The organism is Microbacterium sp. H83 (genome assembly GCF_001650405.1).
Classification (GTDB): Bacteria; Actinomycetota; Actinomycetes; order Actinomycetales; family Microbacteriaceae; genus Microbacterium.
Map to the genome: position 1 here is coordinate 153,557 of NZ_LWCU01000023.1, position 19,920 is coordinate 173,476.

Sequence of the window (19,920 nt, forward strand, 5' to 3'; positions counted from 1 at the left end):
AAGAGGAACGTACGAGGAGCACCATGGCACACGACGACGACTCGCAGGCTCTTGACAGGGCCTACCAGCCCTCTCCGGGGCTGGGTGTCGCAGTCAGCGATCCCGTGCAGAACCCGGGGCTGCCGCCGCACCGCGAGCGGATGACCGACAAGGATCCGCGCGCAGAGAAGGCTGCGGAGCGTACGGTCTACACCTTGTTCTACCTCTCGCTGGCGGGAAGCATCTGGGCGGTCGCCGCCTACATGCTCTTCCCGATCGAGAGCGGCGCACTGATCGACATCCGCCAGAACAACCTCTTCATCGGGCTCGGCATCTCGCTCGCGCTCCTCGCGATCGGCATCGGCGCGATCCATTGGTCCAAGGCGCTCATGAGCGACAAGGAGCACATCGAGCACCGCCACCCGACCCGTGGCAAGGATTCGACGCGCGAGGCCGCCGTGAAGGCGTTCTCCGACGCGAACGAGGAGTCCGGCTTCGGTCGACGTACCATGATCCGAAACTCGCTTTTCGCGGCGATCGTCGCCTCGATCATCCCCGGAGTGACGCTCTTCCGTGGTCTCGCGCCGCACAGCACCCCGGACGATCCCACCGCGGGCGACCCGGTCGCGCTGCTGAAGCACACGATGTGGAAAGAGGGAGCCCGCCTGGTGCGCGACCCCGAGGGCACCCCGATCCGCGCCGCGGACGTCACCCTCGGTTCCGCCTTCCACGTCATCCCGGAGGAGCTCGTGGATGTCAGCCACGCCGACGGCTACCTCGAGGAGAAGGCCAAGGCCATCGTCCTCATGATGCGGCTGCGCCCCGAGCAGCTCATCGAGGCCGAGGACCGCAAGACCTGGTCGTATGACGGCATCGTCGCGTACTCGAAGGTCTGCACCCACGTCGGCTGCCCCGTCGCCCTGTACGAACAGCAGACGCACCACCTTCTCTGCCCCTGCCACCAGTCGCAGTTCGATGTGACGGACCACGCCAAGGTCATCTTCGGCCCGGCCGCGCGTCCGCTGCCTCAGCTGCCCATCACCGTCGACGACGAGGGCTACCTCATCGCGCGCAGTGACTTCACCGAGCCCGTCGGCCCGAGCTTCTGGGAGCGCTATTGAGCACCGCAACGCTGTCCAAAGACGACAAGGACACCAAGGCGCCTCTCGGCGGCCGCTTCGTCGGCGCCGCGTCGAACTACATCGATGAGCGCACCAGCCTCTCCGGCTTCGTCAAGGAGCTGGGTCGCAAGATCTTCCCCGACCACTGGTCGTTCATGCTGGGTGAGATCGCGCTGTGGAGCTTCGTGGTCGTGTTCCTCTCCGGAACCTTCCTGACGTTCTTCTTCGAGGCCTCCATGGTCGAGACGCACTACACGGGTGCCTACGCCCCGATGCGCGGGATCGCGATGTCGGCGGCACTCGAGTCGTCGCTGAACATCTCGTTCGACCTGCGCGGCGGTCTCCTGGTACGCCAGATCCACCACTGGGCCGCTCTCGTGTTCATCGCCGGCATCGGCGTGCACATGCTGCGCGTGTTCTTCACGGGTGCGTTCCGCAAGCCGCGCGAACTCAACTGGGTGATCGGCTTCGTGCTGTTCATCCTCGCGATGGCCGAGGGCTTCACCGGTTACTCGCTCCCCGACGACCTGCTCTCGGGCAACGGCCTCCGCATCATCGACGGAATGATCAAGGGCCTCCCCCTGATCGGCACGTGGACCTCGTTCATGCTCTTCGGCGGCGAGTTCCCCGGAACCGCGATCGTGGGTCGCCTCTACACGCTGCACATCCTGCTGCTGCCGCTGCTCGTGATCGGACTGATCGTGGTGCACCTGATGCTCATGATCATCAACAAGCACACGCAGTTCGCCGGCCCCGGCCGCACCAACGACAACGTCGTGGGCTACCCGATGATGCCGGTCTACATGTCGAAGATGGGCGGCTACCTGTTCATCGTGTTCGGTGTGATCGTGCTGATCGCGACCTTCTTCCAGATCAACCCGATCTGGAACTACGGACCGTACGACCCCTCCCCCGTTTCGGCGGGAACCCAGCCCGACTGGTACATCGGCTTCGCCGACGGAGCGCTGCGACTGGCGCCGTCGAACCTCGACGTCGTGTTCCTCGACCGCACGTGGTCGTTCGGCATCCTGCTCCCCGTCGCGGTCCTGGGTCTGTTCATCGTCGTCGTCGCCATCTACCCGTTCCTCGAGGCGTGGATCACGGGCGACAAGCGCGAGCACCACATCGCTCAGCGTCCGCGCAACGCGGCGACCCGCACCGCGATCGGCGCCGCCGGCGTCATCTTCTACGCGGTCCTGTGGGCGGCGGCATCCTCCGACCTCATCGCGACGCACTTCATGCTCACGATGGAGGGCGTGATCCACACGCTCCAGGCGCTGCTCTTCGTGGGTCCGGTGCTCGGCTACTTCGTCACCAAGCGCATCGCCCTCGCGCTGCAGAAGAAGGATCGCGAGATCGTCCTGCACGGCTTCGAGTCCGGACGCATCGTCCGCCTCCCCGGTGGCGAGTTCATCGAGGTGCACCAGCCGGTCGACAAGTACGACCGCTGGAAGCTCATCGACGTCGACGGATACGAGCCGCTCGTGGTCCGTCCGAACGCCAAGGGTCGGATCTCCTGGACCGAGAACCTCCGCTCGTCGATGTCGCGCTGGTTCTACGAGGACCGTCTCACGCCGCTCACGCAGGCCGAGGTCGAGGCGGCGGACGCCCATCAGCACCACGTGCTGGAGCAGGACGAGGAGATCGAGCTCGCCGAGATCCGGGGCGCGCATGAGCGGGCCGGATTCCCCGACGCCCCTCTGACGGTCGAGGAGACGCACGTCGACGAGACGCCGAACACCCCCAGCACGGTCATCTCGACCGAGCCGGTGAAGAAGCCTCGGAGCAAGAAGACCGACGACGAGGCCTGATCAGGCCGACGCGATGAAAGGGCCCTGTCCATCTCGGACAGGGCCCTTTCATGTGGGCGTGGAAGGATCGTGACATGACGTCCGTCCGCCTTATCCGCTCTGACGCTCTCGCGCCCGCCCTTTACGCCCATGCGGCGACAGCACCCGCCGGCTCGCGATTGGTCTTCCTCGCCGGCGCCTGCCCTCTGTCCCCCGATGGCTCCACGATCGCTCCCGGAGACTATGCGGCGCAGGCCGCGCAGTGCGTGAGGACCCTGCGGGAGGCGCTGACGGCCAGCGGTGCCGTTCTCAGCGACGTGATCAGCACCCGTGTGCTCGTCGCCTCCTCGTCACAGGCCGACCTGGTGGCGGCCTGGGACGTGATCCACGAGGCTTTCGGCGACCACGACGTTCCGAGCACGCTGCTGGGCGTCACGGTGCTCGGCTACGACGACCAGCTGGTCGAGATCGAGGCGGTCGCGGTCATCGCGGAGGACGTCGCCATCGCGGAGGACGCACGATGAGCGCCGCGGTCAGACCCGCGACGGCGGCCGATGCGGAGATCGTGGAGGCCATCGAACGCGAGGCCGACTCCCTGCTCGTCGACAGCCTCGGCGCCCCGCAGTGGCCCGATGCGGGCGATGCCGTCGCGCGGATCGGGGGTCCCGGGTACGTTCTCCTGCTCGAGGACGGCGACAGCGACTCCCCCGTCGGGTTCGTGCATGTCCTGGACGCCGACGGCCACGCCCATCTCGAGCAGCTCTCCGTGATCCCCGCCGCCGGTCGTCGTGGACACGGGCGCAGGCTGGTGACCGCGGCGCTCGAGGAGGCTCGCGATCGCGGCTACACGCGCGTCACCCTGCGCACCTACGCCGAGATTCCCTGGAACGCGCCTTTCTACGCGACCTTCGGCTTCCTGGAGAGCCTCCCCGAGACACCGTTCCAACGAGGTCTCGTGGAGACGGAGGCGGCGATCGGCATCGACCGTTTCGGGCGGCGCGTCCAGATGACGATCGATCTCTGAGATCGCCCTGCTCGCGTCCGGCGCGGCGTCTGGCGGGATCCCGCGCATCGGAGTCCGGATGCTGCGGGTGCGGTCTCACGCCGCTCCCTAGGCTGAGAGGATGATCGATCGTGCCGAATACTACGCCGCCAGACTCGCCTACGAGACGGATGCCAGCGACGTCCACGCCGCGCTGAAGGCCGGAGACGACCTCGTGGTGGTCGATGTGCGCTCGGACGAAGCCTGGGCGCAGGGACGGGTCTCAGGGGCCGTGCACATGCACTACAGCGAGATCGCCGCTCGGGCTCCGCTCGAGATCGCGGCGAATGCCGCGGTCGTCGTGTACTGCTGGAGCCCCGGGTGCAATGCCGGCGCGAAAGGCGCCCTCGAATTCGCGAAGCTCGGCTATGCGGTGCGCGAGATGATCGGCGGCTTCGAGTACTGGGTGCGGGAAGGCTTTCCCGTCGAGGATGCCGACGGCGTGCACCGTCGGCCCGTCGACCCGCTCACGGGCATCGCTCGAGTGCGCACGCGCGCCTGACGCCGACGGACCTCTCCTGGCCGCACGGGCCGCTGCGAGAGACGCAGCGTCACGACAGAGGCCCCGGGGAACGATCCCCGGGACCTCTGTCGTGACGATCAGCGGGCGAAGTTGCCGCGGTAGTACTCGTACACCCAGCCGACGATCGCGATCACGAAGATCGACAGTCCGATCGGGAGCAGGAACTGTCCGACCGCCAGACCGACGACGAAGACGCCCGCCGATGCCGCCAGCACCAGCGGCCACCAGGACCAGGGGCTGAACTCACCGAGCTCGGGGTCACCGTCGTCGATGTCGCTCGTGAGGATGTCCTCGGGAAGCTCACCGTTCTGCGCCTTGTGCGTGCGATCGAGGTAGAACGCGATCATCGCGCCCATGAAGGCCGAGAAGAACAGCGCAACGGTGCCGACCCACTCGATCTTGTTCACCAGATCGACATCGGGGTGGGCGAGGATGTTCCAGCCCGTGTAGACCACGCCCATCAGGGCGAAGAATGCGGTGAGGACCCACCAGAGGATGACGTTGTCGCGCATGGCTCAGTGGCCCTCTCGCTCGCCGGGTGCGGTGGTTGCGAACTCGGCCGCCTCCGGATGATTCAGGTCGAATGCCGGACGCTCGCTGCGGATGCGCGGGATCGAGGTGAAGTTGTGACGCGGCGGCGGGCACGACGTCGCCCACTCGAGCGATGCTCCGTAGCCCCAGGGGTCGTTGACCGTGACCTTGGGTGCCTTGCGCGCCGTGATCCACACGTTGAGGAAGAACGGCAGCATCGAGGCACCGAGGATGATCGCACCGATGGTCGACACCTGGTTGCCCCAGGTCCAGCCGTCGGCCTCCGAGTAGTCGGCGTACCGGCGGACCATGCCGTCGACGCCCAGCCAGTGCTGGATGAGGAACGTCATGTGGAAGCCGATGAACAGCATCCAGAAGTGCACATAGCCGAGGCGCTCGTTGAGCATGCGGCCCGTCCACTTCGGCCACCAGAAGTAGAAGCCCGCGAACATCGCGAAGACGACCGTTCCGAAGACGACGTAGTGGAAGTGCGCCACCACGAAGTACGAGTCGGACAGTGCGAAGTCCAGAGGCGGAGCAGCGAGGATGACGCCGGTCAGGCCACCGAAGACGAACGACACGAGGAAGCCGAGCGCGAACACCATCGGCGTCTCGAATGTGACGGATCCTCGCCACAGCGTGCCGATCCAGTTGAAGATCTTCACACCCGTCGGGACGGCGATCAGCATCGTCATCAGGGCGAAGAACGGAAGGAGCACCGAGCCGGTGACGTACATGTGGTGCGCCCAGACCGCCACCGACAGCGCGGCGATCGCGATCGTCGCGTAGACGAGGGTCTTGTAGCCGAAGATCGGCTTGCGGCTGAACACCGGGAAGATCTCCGAGACGATTCCGAAGAACGGCAGCGCGATGATGTAGACCTCGGGATGCCCGAAGAACCAGAAGAGGTGCTGCCACAGCAGGACGCCGCCGTTCGCCGGGTCGTAGATGTGGGCGCCGAGCACCCGGTCCGCTGCCGCAGCGAAGATCGCCGCGGCCAGCACCGGGAAGGCCATGAGGATGAGGAGACTCGTGATGAGCGTGTTCCACGCGAAGATCGGCATGCGCCACATGGTCATGCCCGGCGCGCGCATCGTGATGATCGTGGTGATGAAGTTCACCGCGCCGAGGATGGTCCCGAAGCCCGAGATGCCGAGTCCCAGCATCCAGAGGTTCCCACCGGCACCCGGCGAGAACGAGGCGCTCGCGAGCGGCTGATAGGCGAACCAGCCGAACGATGCGGCACCCTGCGGAGTGAGGAATCCAGCGACGGCGATCGTCGACCCGAACAGGAACAGCCAGAAGGCGAAGGCGTTGAGACGCGGGAACGCCACATCGGGGGCGCCGATCTGCAAGGGCAGGATCGCGTTCGCGAAACCCGCGAAGAGCGGGGTCGCGAACATCAGCAGCATGATCGTGCCGTGCATCGTGAACAGCTGGTTGTACTGCTCCTTGGTCGGGACGATCTGCATCCCGGGTGCGAACAGCTCGGCGCGGATGACGAGGGCCATCACGCCGCCGAGGAGGAAGAACAGCACCGAGGCGATCAGGTACATGTACCCGATGGTCTTGTGGTCCGTGGAGGTGATCCACTTGACGACGATGTTGCCCTTCTGCTCGACGCGCGAGGAGCTCATCAGAGCGGCCTGGCGTGCCGGCAGAGTGGTGGGACGGGAGCGAGGGGCCTCGTCGGTGCGGGGTGCTTCAGTGGTCGACATGGCTTACTCCTCTCCTTCCTCGGAGTCGTTCTGGGGGGTGGTGCCGGGGTAGTTCGCGAGACGGTCGTACGCGTCCGTGATGTCGCCGGTGTTGCCTTCCTCCTCCAGGGACTGGAGGTAGGCGTCGTACTCGTCCTGCTCGACGACCTTGACGTTGAAGAGCATCATCGAGTGGTACTCGCCGCAGAGCTCGGCGCACTTGCCGGCGTACTCGCCCACGCGGGTCGGGATGAAGGACCAGGAGTTGTCCTTCCCGATGTACATGTCCTTCTTGTAGAGGAAGTCGATGATCCAGAAGGAGTGGATGACGTCGCGCGACTGGAGGTTGATCGTCACCTTCTGGTCGACCGGGAGCACCAGCGTGGGCAGCTGGCCCTGATCGATGTTGCCCGCGGCATCGGGCTGCGCCTGGATGCCCATCGTCCACACGGCGTCGGAGTTGTCCTCCTCGTCGCCGTCGTACTGGAAGTCCCACGCCCACTGCTTGGCGATCGCGGTGATCTCGACGTCGGGCTCGTCCCACTTCGTCTCGATCGCCGCCTGGTCGCGGGCGGTGAAGAAGAACATCCCGAGGACCAGGATGAGCGGCACGATCGTGTAGAAGATCTCGATCGGCATGTTGTACCGCATCTGCACGGGCAGACCGGTCTGGCCCTTGCGACGGCGGTAGGCGATCGCAGCCCAGGCCATCAGGGCCCAGGTGATGACTCCGACGGCGAGCAGGACGATCCAGGAGTTGACCCAGAGCGACGACACGCGCTCGGTCTGGTTCGTGGCTGCAGGTCCGTCGTCCACGAAGCCCGGGAGGTAACCGTTCAGCTCGGTGGTGGTACATCCAGCCAGGGCCACGGCGGTCACCACTCCCAGAGGAAGAGCGACCCAACGAAGGCGGCGATTCGAGGGCACGATGCACCTTTCAGATTGCGGACAGGGCACACCCAAGTCTAGGGCAACCTCACACCTGATTCATGCCAACCACGCAGGTTGGCGGGCCTCACCGGGTCAGTGGAAGCTGTCTCCGCAGGCGCAGCTGCCCGCGGCGTTGGGGTTGTCGATCGTGAAGCCCTGCTCCGAGATCGTGTCCTTGAAGTCGATGGACGCGCCGTCGAGATACGGGACGCTCATGTTGTCGACGATGACCTCGACGCCGTCGAAGTCGACCGTCTCGTCGCCCTCGAGGAAGCGCTCGTCGAAGTACAGCTGGTAGATCAGGCCGGAGCATCCGCCGGGCTGCACGGCGACGCGCAGACGCAGGTCGTCGCGTCCCTCCTGCTCGAGAAGGTTCTTCACCTTCGTCGCCGCGGCGTCGGTCAGCTTCACGCCGTGCGCCTGGGTGGTCTCTGCCGAAGTCAGTGTGGTGTCGCTCATGTCGCTCCTTGTGACGGGCCGTGCTCGCACGGCTGGTACCTCGATTTTACCCTCCGCACCACGGCAGGGGCTCGGCGCTCGCGGCGCGCGTCAGATGACGATGTCGTTCATGCGTGCGAGCAGCAGCGCCTCGGTGGCCACCGCGTGCCGGAACGTGTCCAGGTGCAGCGACTCGTTGGGGCTGTGCGCGTGGGAATGCGGGTCCTCGACGCCCGTGACCAGGATCTGCGCCTGCGGGAACTCCCGCACGAGATCGGCGATGAACGGGATCGACCCGCCGACGCCCAGGTCGATCGGCGCCACCCCGTATCCGTCGCGCATCGCCTCGCGGGTGAGCGCCACGGCCCAGCCGCTCGTGTCGACGAGGAAGCCGTTGCCGAGGTCGACGTCCGAGAACGTGAGCTCCGCTCCAAACGGCGCGTGCGCGCGCAGGTGCGCCTCGAGGGCGGCATAGGCGTCCTCGCCGGACTGCCCGGGGGCGACGCGCGCGCTGATCACGACGGTGACCTCTGGCAGCAGCGTGTTCGACGCAGCGGCGACGCTCGTCGCGTCGATCCCGATGACCGTGACCGACGGCTTGTTCCAGATGCGGCTGAGGATCGTGCCGTCGCCGATCGGGGATGTGCCGGGGAGCAGCCCCGCCTCGTCGCGCAGCGTCTCCTCCGAGTAGTCGGGAGTCGGCGCGTCCCGTTCGGTCATCCCCTCGACCGCGACCGAGCCGTCGGCGTTCCAGAGCGTGGCGAGCATCGTGACGGTGGCCATCATCGCGTCCGGGACCGCGCCGCCGAACATGCCGGAGTGCGAGGCGTGGTCGAGGGTGCGGACCCGCACGGTGAAGCGGGCGTTGCCGCGCAGCGAGACGGTCAGTCCCGGGGTCGTCGAGTCCCAGTTGCCGGAGTCGGCGACCACGATCGCATCCGCGCGCAGAGCGTCCTTGTTGTCGGAGAGGAACTGCGCGAACGACCGGGAGCCGTACTCCTCCTCGCCCTCGATGAACATCGCGATGCCGAGCTCGAGGTCGTCGCCGAGCACCTCGGTCACGGCGCGGATGGACGCGACGTGGGCCATGATCCCCGCCTTGTCGTCGGCGGCGCCCCGGCCGTAGAGGCGGCCGTCGCGCACCGTCGGCTCGAAGGGCGGCGTCTGCCACAGCGCGTCGTCCCCGGGAGGCTGCACGTCGTGGTGCGCGTACAGGAGGATCGTCGGCTTGCCGTTGCGCGCCGCTCGGGTGGCGAGAACCGCGGGCTGCCCGACCTCGTCGGTGCCGGGGACGGCCGCGCGCAGGATGCGGACCTCGTCGAACACCCCCGTCGCGGACGCGAGCGCCGCGACCGCCTCCGAGCTGCGCTCGAGCTGCGTCTGGTCGAATGCCGGCCATGCCATGCCGGGGATGCGCACGAGCGCACCGAGGTCGCTCAGCGCGGCCGGGAAGCCGAGCGCGGCGGCCTCCAGGACGGCGGCCTCGCGATCGTCGGACGGAATCGGATCACCGGGCAGAGCAGGAGATGTCATGCGAGTAATCTTAAGGTGAACCCTTCACCCGAACCGAGGATCCTCGTGGCCACTACCCCCTCCACCCCTTCGACGAACGACGACGCCCCCGAGACGCCCGCTCTCGGCAAGGGGCGCGCGACGCCGACCCGCGCGGAGCAGGAGGCGGCGCGTCGTCGCCCCCTCGTCGCGAACACGAAGGAGGCGAAGGCCGCCGCGCGCGCCGAGCTCGCGGAGCGCCGCAACCGCGCTCAGGCCGGTCTCGCCGCGGGTGAGGAGAAGTTCCTGCCGGCACGCGACAAGGGACCGCAGCGCCGATGGGTGCGCGACTACGTGGATGCCGGGTGGCACCCCGCGGAGTTCGTCATGGGCGTCATGGTCCTCGTGATCCTCATCTCCCTGCTCCCGCCGAACCTCGCGATCGCCGGCTTCGCCATCGCGGGCTGGGCCTACCTCGTGATGATGGCCTATCTGGTGCTCGCCATCGGCGGCATGATCCTGCTCGGCATCCGGGTGAAGCGCAAGGTGGCCGCGAAGTTCGGCCAGGATCGCATGGAGCGCGGCCTCGGCTGGTACGCGGCCATGCGCTCGTTGCAGATGCGCTTCATGCGGCTGCCCAAGCCGCAGGTCAAGCGGGGGCAGCACCCCGCCTGATCGCGTCGCCCCGATCCACCAAGAGGCGTCCCCTGCTCTGCGGAGCGGGGGACGCCTCTTCGTGGATCAGAGTGCTCAGCGGCGGGCGAGCCCTCGGTTGATCTCTCGTCCCCAGAACGGTCCGCGGTAGAGGAACGCCGTGTAGCCCTGCACGAGGGTCGCGCCGGCGTCGAGGCGCTCCTGCACGTCGGAGGGCGTCTCCACTCCCCCGACGGCGATCACGCAGAAGTCCGACGGGACGACTCCGCGGACGAGGCGCAGCACCTGCAGCGACCGCTCCTTGAGCGGCGCTCCCGAGAGCCCGCCGGCACCGGCCGCCTCGACGATCGCGGGATCGGTCAGCAGTCCGTCCCTGCTGACGGTCGTGTTGTGCGCGATGACGCCGGCGAGTCCTTCGTCGACCGCCATCGTCGCGATGGCCGTGATCTCCTCGTCGGGCAGGTCGGGGGCGATCTTGACGAGCAGGGGCGTCTCGCCCGACGCCGCTCGAACGGCGCGCAGCAGCGGCGCCAGCGTCTCGACCGCCTGCAGTCCGCGAAGGCCCGGCGTGTTCGGAGAGGACACGTTGACCGCGAGGTAGTCCGCGAGCGGAGCCAGGCGACGTGCGGATGCGACGTAGTCCGCCGTCGCGTCCTCGACGTCGACGACCCGGCTCTTGCCGATGTTCACCCCCACGACCGTGTCCGGCGCTCCGCGGCGGAGCGCGGCGAGGCGTCGGGCCACCGCATCCGCTCCCTGGTTGTTGAACCCCATGCGGTTCACGACCGCCCGGTCCGCGATGAGACGGAACAGCCGCGGCTTCGGGTTGCCGTCCTGCGGGATGGCGGTCACGGTGCCGACCTCGACGTGCCCGAAGCCGAGCGCGGCCAGCCCCCGCACCCCGACGGCGTTCTTGTCGAAGCCGGCCGCGATGCCGAACGGCGAGGGGAAGGTCACGCCGAGCGCCTCGACCCGCAGGGACGCGTCCGGTCTGGTGAGCGCGCGCGTCGCCCACGCGAACGGGGGCGCTCCGAGCACGCGGATCACCGCCATGCCGGCGTGGTGGGCGAACTCGGGATCGAAGCGCGAGAGGACAGCGCGGAAGAGCAGCGGATACATCCCTGCCAGATTACCGGTCGGCGGGCTCCCGCTCCGTGTGGTCGGCGCGCAGCTCGGTGATGGCGCTCTCGAAGTCCTCCAGCGACTCGAACGCCTGGTAGACGCTCGCGAAACGGAGGTAGGCGACCTCGTCGAGATCGCGCAGCGGGCCGAGGATCGCGAGCCCGATCTCGTTGGCGTCGAGCTGCGAGACGCCGGTCTGGCGCACCGCCTCCTCCACGCGCTGCGCGAGGATGGCGAGGTCGGCCTCGGTCACCGGACGTCCCTGGCAGGCCTTGCGGACGCCGGAGATGACCTTCTCACGACTGAAGGGCTCCATCACGCCGGAGCGCTTGATGACATTGAGGCTCGCCGTCTCGGTGGTCGTGAACCGCCCGCCGCACTCGGGGCACTGACGTCGCCGTCGGATCGACAGACCGTCGTCGCTGGTGCGCGAATCGATGACACGGGAGTCGGGATGACGGCAGAAGGGGCAGTGCATCTGACCGATCCTACGCGGTGAAGCGCGCCTCGACGGCGTCGCCGTGGGCGGGCAGAGCCTCGCTGTGCGCGAGCGCGACCACGCCGGCCCTGACCTCGGCGAGAGCGGCGCGGTCGTACGAGATCACCTGCTGCGGGCGCAGGAACGTGTATGCCCCGAGGCCCGGCGCGTAGCGCGCCTGACCGCCGGTCGGCAGCACGTGGTTGCTCCCCGCCATGTAGTCGCCGAGACTCACCGGCGTGTGGTCGCCGACGAACACGGCCCCTGCGCTGGTGAACGACGCCGCGGCGGCCTCGGCATCCACCAGGTGGAGTTCGAGGTGCTCCGGCGCATACGCGTTGCTGAACGAGGTCGCCATCGCGCGGTCGTCGACGAGCACGATGGCGGACTGCGGTCCGTCGAGTGCGACGGAGACGCGGTCGGCGTGCCGCGTCGCGGCGGACTGCCGGGCGATCTCCGCACCGACGGCGTCTGCGAGCTCCTGCGAATCCGTCACCAGCACGGCGGAAGCCTGCTCGTCGTGCTCCGCCTGGCTCACCAGATCGGCGGCAACGAGGCGCGCGTCGGCCGACGAGTCGGCCACGACGAGGATCTCGGTCGCCCCCGCCTCGGAGTCGGTGCCGACGACGCCCGCGACGGCGCGCTTCGCCGAGGCCACATAGTTGTTGCCGGGCCCCGACACGGTGTCGACCGGGTCGAGACCGATCGCGTCGATGCCGTGGGCGAACGCGCCGATGGCGCCGGCGCCGCCCATGGCGTAGATCTCCGTCACGCCCAGCAGGCCGGCCGCGGCGAGGATGGTCGGGTGGATGCGGCCGTCCTGGTCGGACTGCGGCGGCGAGGCCAGGGCGATCTGCTGCACGCCGGCGACCTGCGCCGGCACCACGTTCATGATCACGCTCGACGGGTAGACCGCCTTGCCTCCGGGGATGTACACGCCCACACGGTGCACCGGCTGCCAGCGCTGCGTGATCGTCGCGCCCGGGCCGATCTCCGTCACCCGGGCTGCGGGCACCTGGGCGGTGGAGGCCTCACGCACGCGGCGGATCGCCTCTTCCAGCGCCGACCGCACCGCGGCGTCGAGCGACTCGAGCGCGTCGGCGACGTGCTCGGCAGGTACGCGGATCGCGTGTCCGGCGACGCGATCGAAGCGTTCGGCCTGCTCGCGCAGAGCCGCTTCTCCCCGCTCGCGCACGTCCTCGACGATGCGGGCCGCGGTGTCGAGGGCTTCGGCACGGGCCTGCGTGGCGCGCGGAACGGCCGCGAGCATGTCAGCCGGCGAGAGCTCGCGCCCCCGCAGATCGATGGTGCGCACGGTCAGCCCTTCGTGATGTCTGCGATGTCGTGCAGGTAGCCGATCCTGCCGTCGTCGTGTCGAACCACGTAGGCGCCGCCGCGATCCTCGATCACGAGCGCCCAGGCGCTCGGGCCGATGCGGAAGAGCACGTCGCCGCGCTCGTCGTGCACGTCGCGCTCGGTGGGCGCGAGGATCCAGAACGGCTGCCCCGTCTCGGGCGTGGCGGCGGGTGCGAGGTCGGCGTCGGTCGACGGATCCACCGCGGGGAACGCCGTCGTCTCGGTGGCGTCGACGTCCTGCGCCGTCGTGCCCATGAGCGACTCGATGCTGCCCGTGTCGGAGACGATCTCGGGCTCCTGGTTCCACGAACGGCGAGAGTAGGACGGCACGTAGTCGTCCTCTGCGGTCGCCTGCTCGGTGCCGGTGCCCCCGCCGGACGCGTGGGACGCGAGCGGGACCTGCTCGGCGATATCGAGCCGGGCGACCTCGTCGGTGGCCTGCTGGCCGGACAGCTCGACGTCGAGCTCCGCCGGGGCCCCCGCGCTCGGCGTGGTCACCGCGGATGACCGCTCGTCGCCGAGGCCGGGGCTGTAGGTCGGGGCCGGGTCGGAGACGACGGCCGGACCCGCCGCCGCGGCCGTGAGGCCGTCGGCGGTGAGGCCGTCGGCGGTCGGGGGCGAGGCGGTGAGGCCGTCGGCGGTCGGGGGCGCAGCGGCGAAGCCGTCGGCGTCGGGCGAGGCGTCGGTGCCGTCTGCAGCCTGCGTCGTCGGGGCCTCCTCCGACCTCGGCGTCGATTCGGGGCGCGGCCGGGCGATGACCGGACGGACCGGATTGGCGTTGCGGTGCGCGAGGGTGACCAGGCGACCGTGGAAGTCCTCCTTCAGTCCCGGGATCAGCGGGGCGAAGACGGTCAGGACGACGAGCGCGAGCGACGCGACCAGCTGGACGATGCCGTTCGCGCTGAGTGCGACGATCCCGAAGTCGATGCTGACCGCGACAAGGTTCCACAGGTCCGCGATCCAGTACACGGCCGCGACCGAGAAGGCGACCGAGGCGAACTGGTCGATGCCCAGCGAGCCGACTCGGCGGATGCCGTCCGGTGAGAACCGTCGCAGGATCAGCAGGAACACCGCGACCGTCGGGACGCCGATCGGAAGGATCCACTGGATGCCCGTGCCCCAGATCGATGCGTCGGCGAGGTGCGGGAAGAACGACGCGATGAACGCGACCAGCCAGACGCCGACGATCAGCAGCTCTCGCAGGGTGAACCCGAGGATGCCGAACTCCGGCGTGACCTCGTCGTCGTACAGGACGCCGTCTTCGGGTTCGAACGACTCGTCGTCGACGAGGTGCTCCGCTGACGTCGTCGCGTCCTGGGCGTCCGGCGCCTCGTCGTCGCGGAAGGAAGAGTCCGTGCTCATGGGAGTCCTTTCGTCACGGTGCGGGCGTCGGCGGCCCTGCACCCAACGGATCCTGATTTTACCCGGGTGCGTCCTGGAGGACAGTACAGGAATCGTGTGAGGCGGGCTCTCAGCCGAGGCAGGCGGGGCCCAGGAGCGACTTGAGATCGCCGAAGAGATCGGCCGAGACCTTCACCGGCATCGGCACGTCGAAGACCTTGGCCGTCCCGCCGCGATGCACGCGCAGGACCACCTCGGTCTCCCCGTTGTGACGGCGCAGAACGTCGGCGAGCTCGTTCATCACGCGCTCGGTGGCCCTCTGCTCCGCCAGCACGAGCGCCAGCGGACCAGCCGCGTCGAACGAGCCGACATCCGGTGCGAACGCGGACTGCGCGTGCAGGTTGAGACCATCGTCGCGTCGCGACACCCGACCGCGGACGGCGAGGATCGAGTCCTGCTGCAGGATGTGCTGGAACTCGGTGTAGGTCTTGCCCATGAACATGACCGTCACCTCGCCGTTGAAATCCTCGACGGTGATCATGCCGTAGGGGTTGCCGCTGGCCTTGGCGACGCGATGCTGCACGCTGGTGACGAGTCCGGCGACCGTGACCTGGTCGCCGTCCTGCAGATCCTCGGAGTTGTTGAGGTCATGGATCGAGATCGACGCGTGCTTGGCGAGCGGCACCTCGAGCCCGGCGAGCGGGTGATCCGAGACGTACAGGCCGAGCATCTCCCGCTCGAACGCGAGCTTGTCCTTCTTGATCCACTCGGGGCGTGCGGGGACCTTCGCCGGCGCCGCCTCCTCCATGCCGTCGTAGAGACTGTCGAAGTCGAAGCCGATGGCGCCCTGCGCCTCGTTGCGCTTGCGATCGACAGCCGCTTCGACGGCATCCTCGTGGACTTCGAGGAGTGCTCGGCGCGAGTCGCCCATCGAGTCGAATGCCCCCGCCTTGATGAGGGACTCGACCGTGCGCTTGTTCGACACGTGCAGCGGCACCTTGTCGAGGAAGTGGTGGAACGACGTGAAGCGCTCGTCCTTGCGGGCCTGCACGATGCCGTCGACGACGTTGCTGCCCACGTTCCGCACGGCGCCGAGACCGAAGCGGATGTCGTCTCCGACGGCGGCGAAGTAATTGATCGACTCGGAGACGTCCGGCGGCAGCACCTTGATGCCCATGCGGCGGCACTCGTTCAGATAGAGCGCCATCTTGTCCTTCGAGTCGCCGACGCTGGTCAGCAGCGCCGCCATGTACTCGGCGGGATAGTGAGACTTCAGGTAGGCGGTCCAGTACGACACGAGTCCGTAGGCCGCTGAGTGCGCTTTGTTGAAGGCGTAGTCGGAGAACGGCAGCAGGATCTCCCACAGCGCGTTGACCGCACCGTCCGAGTACCCGTTGGCGTGCATGCCCGCCTGGAAGCCCTCGAACTGCTTGTCCAGCTCGGACTTCTTCTTCTTGCCCATCGCGCGCCGGAGGATGTCGGCCTGTCCGAGCGAGAAGCCCGCCACGCGCTGGGCGATGGCCATGACCTGCTCCTGGTAGATGATCAGGCCGTACGACTCGTCGAGGATGTCGGCGAGCGACTCGGTGAACTCGGGATGGATCGGCGTGATCGGCTGCATGCCGTTCTTGCGGAGCGCGTAGTTCGTGTGCGAGTTCGCGCCCATGGGTCCCGGGCGGTACAGGGCGATGAGCGCCGAGATGTCGCCGAAGTTGTCGGGCTTCATCAGACGCATGAGCGAGCGCATCGGACCGCCGTCGAGCTGGAAGACTCCGAGTGACTCGCCCTTGCCGAGCAGCTCGTACGCGCCGCGGTCGTCGAGGGCGAGGTGCTCGAGATCGAGCTCCTCGTTGCGGTTCGAACGGATGTTGTCGAGCGCGTCGGAGATGATCGTGAGGTTGCGCAGCCCGAGGAAGTCCATCTTGATCAGACCGAGCGTCTCGCAGGACGGATAGTCGAACTGCGTGACGATCTGGCCGTCCTGCTCGCGGCGCATGATGGGGATGATGTCGAGCAGGGGTTCGGACGACATGATCACGCCGGCCGCGTGCACGCCCCACTGGCGCTTGAGCCCCTCGAGTCCGAGGGCGCGGTCGAACACCGTCTTCGCCTCGGGATCGGTCTCGATCAGCGCGCGGAACTCGCTCGCCTCCTTGTACCGCGGGTGCGCCGAGTCGAACATGCCGTCGAGCGGCATGTCCTTGCCCATGACCGGCGGCGGCATCGCCTTGGTCAGTCGCTCGCCCATGCTGAACGGGAAGCCGAGGACGCGACCGGCGTCCTTCAGGGCCTGCTTGGACTTGATCGTGCCGTAGGTCACGATCTGAGCGACGCGCTCGGAGCCGTACTTCGCCGTGACGTAGTCGATGACCTCGCCGCGACGGCGGTCGTCGAAGTCGACGTCGAAGTCGGGCATCGAGACGCGGTCGGGGTTCAGGAAGCGCTCGAAGATGAGCCCGTGCTCCAGAGGATCGAGATCGGTGATCTTCATCGCGTACGCGACCATCGAGCCTGCTCCGGAACCACGCCCAGGACCGACGCGGATGCCGTTGTCCTTCGCCCAGTTGATGAAGTCGGCGACGACGAGGAAGTAGCCGGGGAAGCCCATCTGCAGGATGATGCCGGTCTCGTACTCTGCCTGCTTGCGCACCTTGTCGGGGATTCCCCCCGGGTAGCGGTAGTGCAGCCCGTTCTCGACCTCCTTGATGAGCCAGCTGTCCTCGGTCTCGCCGTCCGGAACCGGGAAGCGCGGCATGTAGTTGGCGGAGGTGTTGAACTCGACCTCGCAGCGCTCCGCGATCAGCAGGGTGTTGTCGCACGCCTCGGGGTGGTCGCGGAACATCTGCCGCATCTCGGCGGCCGTCTTGATGTAGTAGCCGTCGCCGTCGAACTTGAAGCGGTTGGGGTCGTCGAGCGTCGACCCCGACTGCACGCAGAGCAGAGCCGCGTGCGCATCCGCCTCGTGCTGATGCGTGTAGTGCGAGTCGTTGGTCGCGACGAGAGGGATGTGGAGGTCCTTCGCGAGGCGGAGCAGGTCGGTCATGACCCGACGCTCGATCGACAGGCCGTGGTCCATGATCTCGGCGAAGTAGTTCTCCCTGCCGAAGATGTCCTGGAACTCCGCTGCCGCGGCGCGGGCCGCGTCGTACTGGCCGAGTCGAAGACGGGTCTGCACCTCGCCGGACGGGCAGCCCGTCGTGGCGATGAGTCCCTTGCCGTAGGTCTGCAGCAGCTCGCGATCCATGCGGGGCTTGAAGTAGTACCCCTCCATGCTCGAGCGCGAGCTCAGTCGGAAGAGATTGTGCATGCCCTCCGTGCTCTGACTCCACATCGTCATGTGGGTGTAGGCACCGGACCCCGAGACGTCGTCGCTCTTCTGATCGGGTGATCCCCACTGCACGCGCGACTTGTCGCTGCGGTGCGTGCCCGGGGTGACGTAGGCCTCCAGACCGACGATGGGCTTGACCCCCGCCGCGTTCGCCGCCTTGTAGAACTCGAAGGCGGCGAACGTGTTGCCGTGGTCCGTCACGGCGATGGCCGGCATGCCGTAGTCGGCGGCCGCCTGGGTCATCGCGCCGATCTTCGCCGCACCGTCGAGCATCGAGTACTCGCTGTGCACGTGCAGATGGACGAAGGAGTCGGATGCCATGCGTTCGAGTCTACTTTCGGCATCCGACATCGGGCGTCGACCGGCCCGCTCACCGACGGCTTCCGCCGGGCTCGGTCAGGGGGCCGAATCGACCACCCTGACGCTCTGCGTCGTGACGTAGGTGGGCACGGAGTCCGGGACCACGGTCCCTCCCGACCCGAGCGTCGTCGTCAGTCGCGTCACCAGAGCCGTCCGGGTGTCGATGGAGATCGAATCCGTACGCTCGTCCGGGGCGGAGCCGGCGAAGGTGAGGGTCACCACGTCTCCCTCACTGCCGGAGATCGCGATGCCCGGCACCAGGCTCAGCGCCCGGAACATCGCCGCACGGAGGTCCACGGGGGCCAGTCCAAGCTGCAGCTCCTGCATGAGGACCACCACGGCCGTCGCATCCTCCGTGCCGGGCTCCGCGCCGTGGCCGTACGCGACGATCCACTCGAGCAGCGCCGAGGGGTCGCGGGGCATCTCCGGGTAGTGCCGGAACATCTGGTTCGGCACGGCGTCGCCGGCGTTCGGATCCCCGCTGCCCTGGTAGCGCTGGATCGACGGCCCGCCCTCCGTCCGCCAGCGGAACTGGGCCAGCCACTCCTCGGATCGCGCCGCCGCGTCCGTGCCGAAGAGCTCGACGACCTCCAGTTCGGGAGCGAACACGTCGACCCACTCGCCCGAGGTGTCCCCTGGGATGTAGGACGTGTAGGAGTTCGTGACGATCCAGGCCGAGGTGGCCTGCGCGCGCGTCGAGTTCACGGGATCCTCGGGAGAGTACAGAACCAGCTGAGAGTTGTGGTGCTGGATCTCGAGGTACTGGCCGGGGCCGGCGACGGGCCCCGGGTTCATCCCGAGGATGCTCGCTGCGCCCGTCAGCACGGAGGCGGCGGTGACCGGCTCGGCGGTCGGTTCCGGCGTCGGCGCCGGGGTGAACACGCCTCCCGGCTCGCGCGGTGGCACCGCCTCCACGACGGGCGCGGGCTGCGGCGCCGTGACGCCGGCGATCACGACGGCTGCGGCGGTCGCGATCGCCGCAGCCGCGACGATCCCCGAGGCCAGCACCCATCGACGCGTCTCCGGTCGGCGCGCCCGCCGCGGCTCCTCCGCCCGGATACCGTCCAGCAGCCGCGCGCGGGCGGCCGCGAGGTCGTGGTCCGCCACCTCCACGGAGGGAGCGATCCCCCTCACCTTCTCAACGATGTCCAACGGCCTCTCCCTTCTCGTGCTTCTTCTCGAACGCGCGGATCTTCCGATCCCCGTCCAGCTTCCGGCGCACCCTGTTGAGGCGGGATCGCACGGTGCCCACCGGCACCCCCAGCGCCGTGGCGATGTCGTCGTAGCTCATGCCCTGCCAGGCATAGAGCAGAAGTGTCTCCCTGTCCTTCGGGGCCAGCGCCGAGATGCGCGCGCGGAGGGTCGCGACCTCCCTCGCGGCATCGATGCGGCTCATCGCATCGTCCAGCCCGCCGAGGGTGGACACGTCATGCTGCGGGACGGATGCCGCGAAGGACCGCCACTGCTTCGCCTCCACGGTGCGGTGGCGACGGATCACGCGGGACGCGATCCCGATCAGCCAGGGTGCGGCGGAGTCGGCTGAGGGGTCGAAATCCGCGCGGCGTCGGAAGGCGACGAGGAACGTCTCGCTGAGCACGTCGTCCGCGACCTGACGCCCGACGCGGTACGCGGCGAACGCCAGGACGCTGCGCGCGTGACGGTCGAAGAGCTCCGCGAAGGCGCTCGGCTCGTCCTGAGACCGTCTGATGATCTCGCTGTCTGTGCTCACACTGTGTATT

General features: G+C 68.2%; 18 protein-coding genes. 6 read left to right on the plus strand and 12 right to left on the minus strand.

The window, feature by feature from the left end:
- Nucleotides 1-23 precede the first annotated feature (23 nt).
- The 5 genes from qcrA (at nucleotide 24) to A4X16_RS11115 (ending at nucleotide 4,434) form a co-directional block, all read left to right on the plus strand.
- The gene (qcrA, locus tag A4X16_RS11095; RefSeq protein WP_067120490.1) at nucleotides 24-1,100 is read left to right on the plus strand and encodes a cytochrome bc1 complex Rieske iron-sulfur subunit; all 1,077 of its coding nucleotides are present in this window, start codon (nucleotides 24-26) and stop codon (nucleotides 1,098-1,100) included.
- Complete coding sequence (gene qcrB / locus A4X16_RS11100; protein WP_067120492.1) at nucleotides 1,097-2,911, plus strand: cytochrome bc1 complex cytochrome b subunit; 1,815 nt, start codon at nucleotides 1,097-1,099, stop codon at nucleotides 2,909-2,911. The genes qcrA and qcrB overlap by 4 nt, the downstream gene beginning before the upstream one ends.
- A 74-nt stretch (nucleotides 2,912-2,985) precedes the next feature.
- Entirely contained in the window at nucleotides 2,986-3,414 is a 429-nt protein-coding gene (locus tag A4X16_RS11105) for a RidA family protein (protein ID WP_067120494.1), read from the plus strand.
- The gene (locus A4X16_RS11110) at nucleotides 3,411-3,914 is read left to right on the plus strand and encodes a GNAT family N-acetyltransferase (protein ID WP_067120496.1); all 504 of its coding nucleotides are present in this window, start codon (nucleotides 3,411-3,413) and stop codon (nucleotides 3,912-3,914) included. Before A4X16_RS11105 ends, A4X16_RS11110 begins: the two co-directional genes overlap by 4 nt.
- A 100-nt stretch (nucleotides 3,915-4,014) precedes the next feature.
- On the plus strand, nucleotides 4,015-4,434 hold the full coding sequence (locus A4X16_RS11115; RefSeq protein ID WP_067120498.1) for a rhodanese-like domain-containing protein: 420 nt from the start codon (nucleotides 4,015-4,017) through the stop codon (nucleotides 4,432-4,434).
- Nucleotides 4,435-4,532: 98 nt separating this feature from the next.
- On the opposite strand, the gene A4X16_RS11120 is transcribed toward A4X16_RS11115, so the two are convergent.
- The 5 genes from A4X16_RS11120 to A4X16_RS11140 all read right to left on the minus strand — a co-directional run bounded on the left by A4X16_RS11120 (nucleotide 4,533) and on the right by A4X16_RS11140 (nucleotide 9,584).
- On the minus strand, nucleotides 4,533-4,967 hold the full coding sequence (locus tag A4X16_RS11120; protein WP_067120500.1) for a cytochrome c oxidase subunit 4: 435 nt from the start codon (nucleotides 4,965-4,967) through the stop codon (nucleotides 4,533-4,535).
- Nucleotides 4,968-4,970: 3 nt separating this feature from the next.
- Nucleotides 4,971-6,704, minus strand: coding sequence for an aa3-type cytochrome oxidase subunit I (ctaD, locus tag A4X16_RS11125; RefSeq protein ID WP_067120502.1), 1,734 nt, complete (start codon nucleotides 6,702-6,704; stop codon nucleotides 4,971-4,973).
- Between the two features lie 3 nt (nucleotides 6,705-6,707).
- A complete protein-coding gene (gene ctaC / locus A4X16_RS11130; protein ID WP_067120504.1) occupies nucleotides 6,708-7,610 on the minus strand; it encodes an aa3-type cytochrome oxidase subunit II in 903 nt (300 codons plus the stop codon).
- A 96-nt stretch (nucleotides 7,611-7,706) separates the two neighbouring features.
- Nucleotides 7,707-8,072, minus strand: coding sequence for an iron-sulfur cluster insertion protein ErpA (gene erpA / locus A4X16_RS11135; RefSeq protein ID WP_067120506.1), 366 nt, complete (start codon nucleotides 8,070-8,072; stop codon nucleotides 7,707-7,709).
- 90 nt (nucleotides 8,073-8,162) lie between these two features.
- Nucleotides 8,163-9,584: a dipeptidase gene (locus A4X16_RS11140; protein ID WP_197491821.1), complete on the minus strand. Its 1,422-nt coding sequence runs from the start codon at nucleotides 9,582-9,584 to the stop codon at nucleotides 8,163-8,165.
- A 45-nt stretch (nucleotides 9,585-9,629) separates the two neighbouring features.
- Here A4X16_RS11140 and A4X16_RS11145 point away from each other — a divergent pair, with 45 nt between their 5' ends.
- Nucleotides 9,630-10,217: a DUF3043 domain-containing protein gene (locus tag A4X16_RS11145; protein ID WP_067120508.1), complete on the plus strand. Its 588-nt coding sequence runs from the start codon at nucleotides 9,630-9,632 to the stop codon at nucleotides 10,215-10,217.
- Between the two features lie 75 nt (nucleotides 10,218-10,292).
- On the opposite strand, the gene A4X16_RS11150 is transcribed toward A4X16_RS11145, so the two are convergent.
- The 7 genes from A4X16_RS11150 to A4X16_RS11180 all read right to left on the minus strand — a co-directional run bounded on the left by A4X16_RS11150 (nucleotide 10,293) and on the right by A4X16_RS11180 (nucleotide 19,910).
- Nucleotides 10,293-11,315: a quinone-dependent dihydroorotate dehydrogenase gene (locus tag A4X16_RS11150; protein ID WP_067120510.1), complete on the minus strand. Its 1,023-nt coding sequence runs from the start codon at nucleotides 11,313-11,315 to the stop codon at nucleotides 10,293-10,295.
- Between the two features lie 10 nt (nucleotides 11,316-11,325).
- Nucleotides 11,326-11,796, minus strand: a complete 471-nt coding sequence (nrdR, locus tag A4X16_RS11155; RefSeq protein WP_067120512.1) for a transcriptional regulator NrdR — start codon at nucleotides 11,794-11,796, stop codon at nucleotides 11,326-11,328.
- Nucleotides 11,797-11,806: 10 nt separating this feature from the next.
- Nucleotides 11,807-13,111: a histidinol dehydrogenase gene (hisD, locus tag A4X16_RS11160; protein WP_067120514.1), complete on the minus strand. Its 1,305-nt coding sequence runs from the start codon at nucleotides 13,109-13,111 to the stop codon at nucleotides 11,807-11,809.
- Between the two features lie 2 nt (nucleotides 13,112-13,113).
- Nucleotides 13,114-14,514: a hypothetical protein gene (locus A4X16_RS11165; protein WP_197491822.1), complete on the minus strand. Its 1,401-nt coding sequence runs from the start codon at nucleotides 14,512-14,514 to the stop codon at nucleotides 13,114-13,116.
- A gap of 109 nt (nucleotides 14,515-14,623) precedes the next feature.
- Nucleotides 14,624-18,142, minus strand: coding sequence for a DNA polymerase III subunit alpha (dnaE, locus tag A4X16_RS11170; RefSeq protein ID WP_067120516.1), 3,519 nt, complete (start codon nucleotides 18,140-18,142; stop codon nucleotides 14,624-14,626).
- A gap of 75 nt (nucleotides 18,143-18,217) precedes the next feature.
- Nucleotides 18,218-19,333, minus strand: coding sequence for a hypothetical protein (locus A4X16_RS11175; RefSeq protein WP_157560129.1), 1,116 nt, complete (start codon nucleotides 19,331-19,333; stop codon nucleotides 18,218-18,220).
- Entirely contained in the window at nucleotides 19,320-19,910 is a 591-nt protein-coding gene (locus tag A4X16_RS11180; RefSeq protein ID WP_067120520.1) for an RNA polymerase sigma factor, read from the minus strand. Before A4X16_RS11180 ends, A4X16_RS11175 begins: the two co-directional genes overlap by 14 nt.
- Between the last annotated feature and the right edge of the window lie 10 nt (nucleotides 19,911-19,920).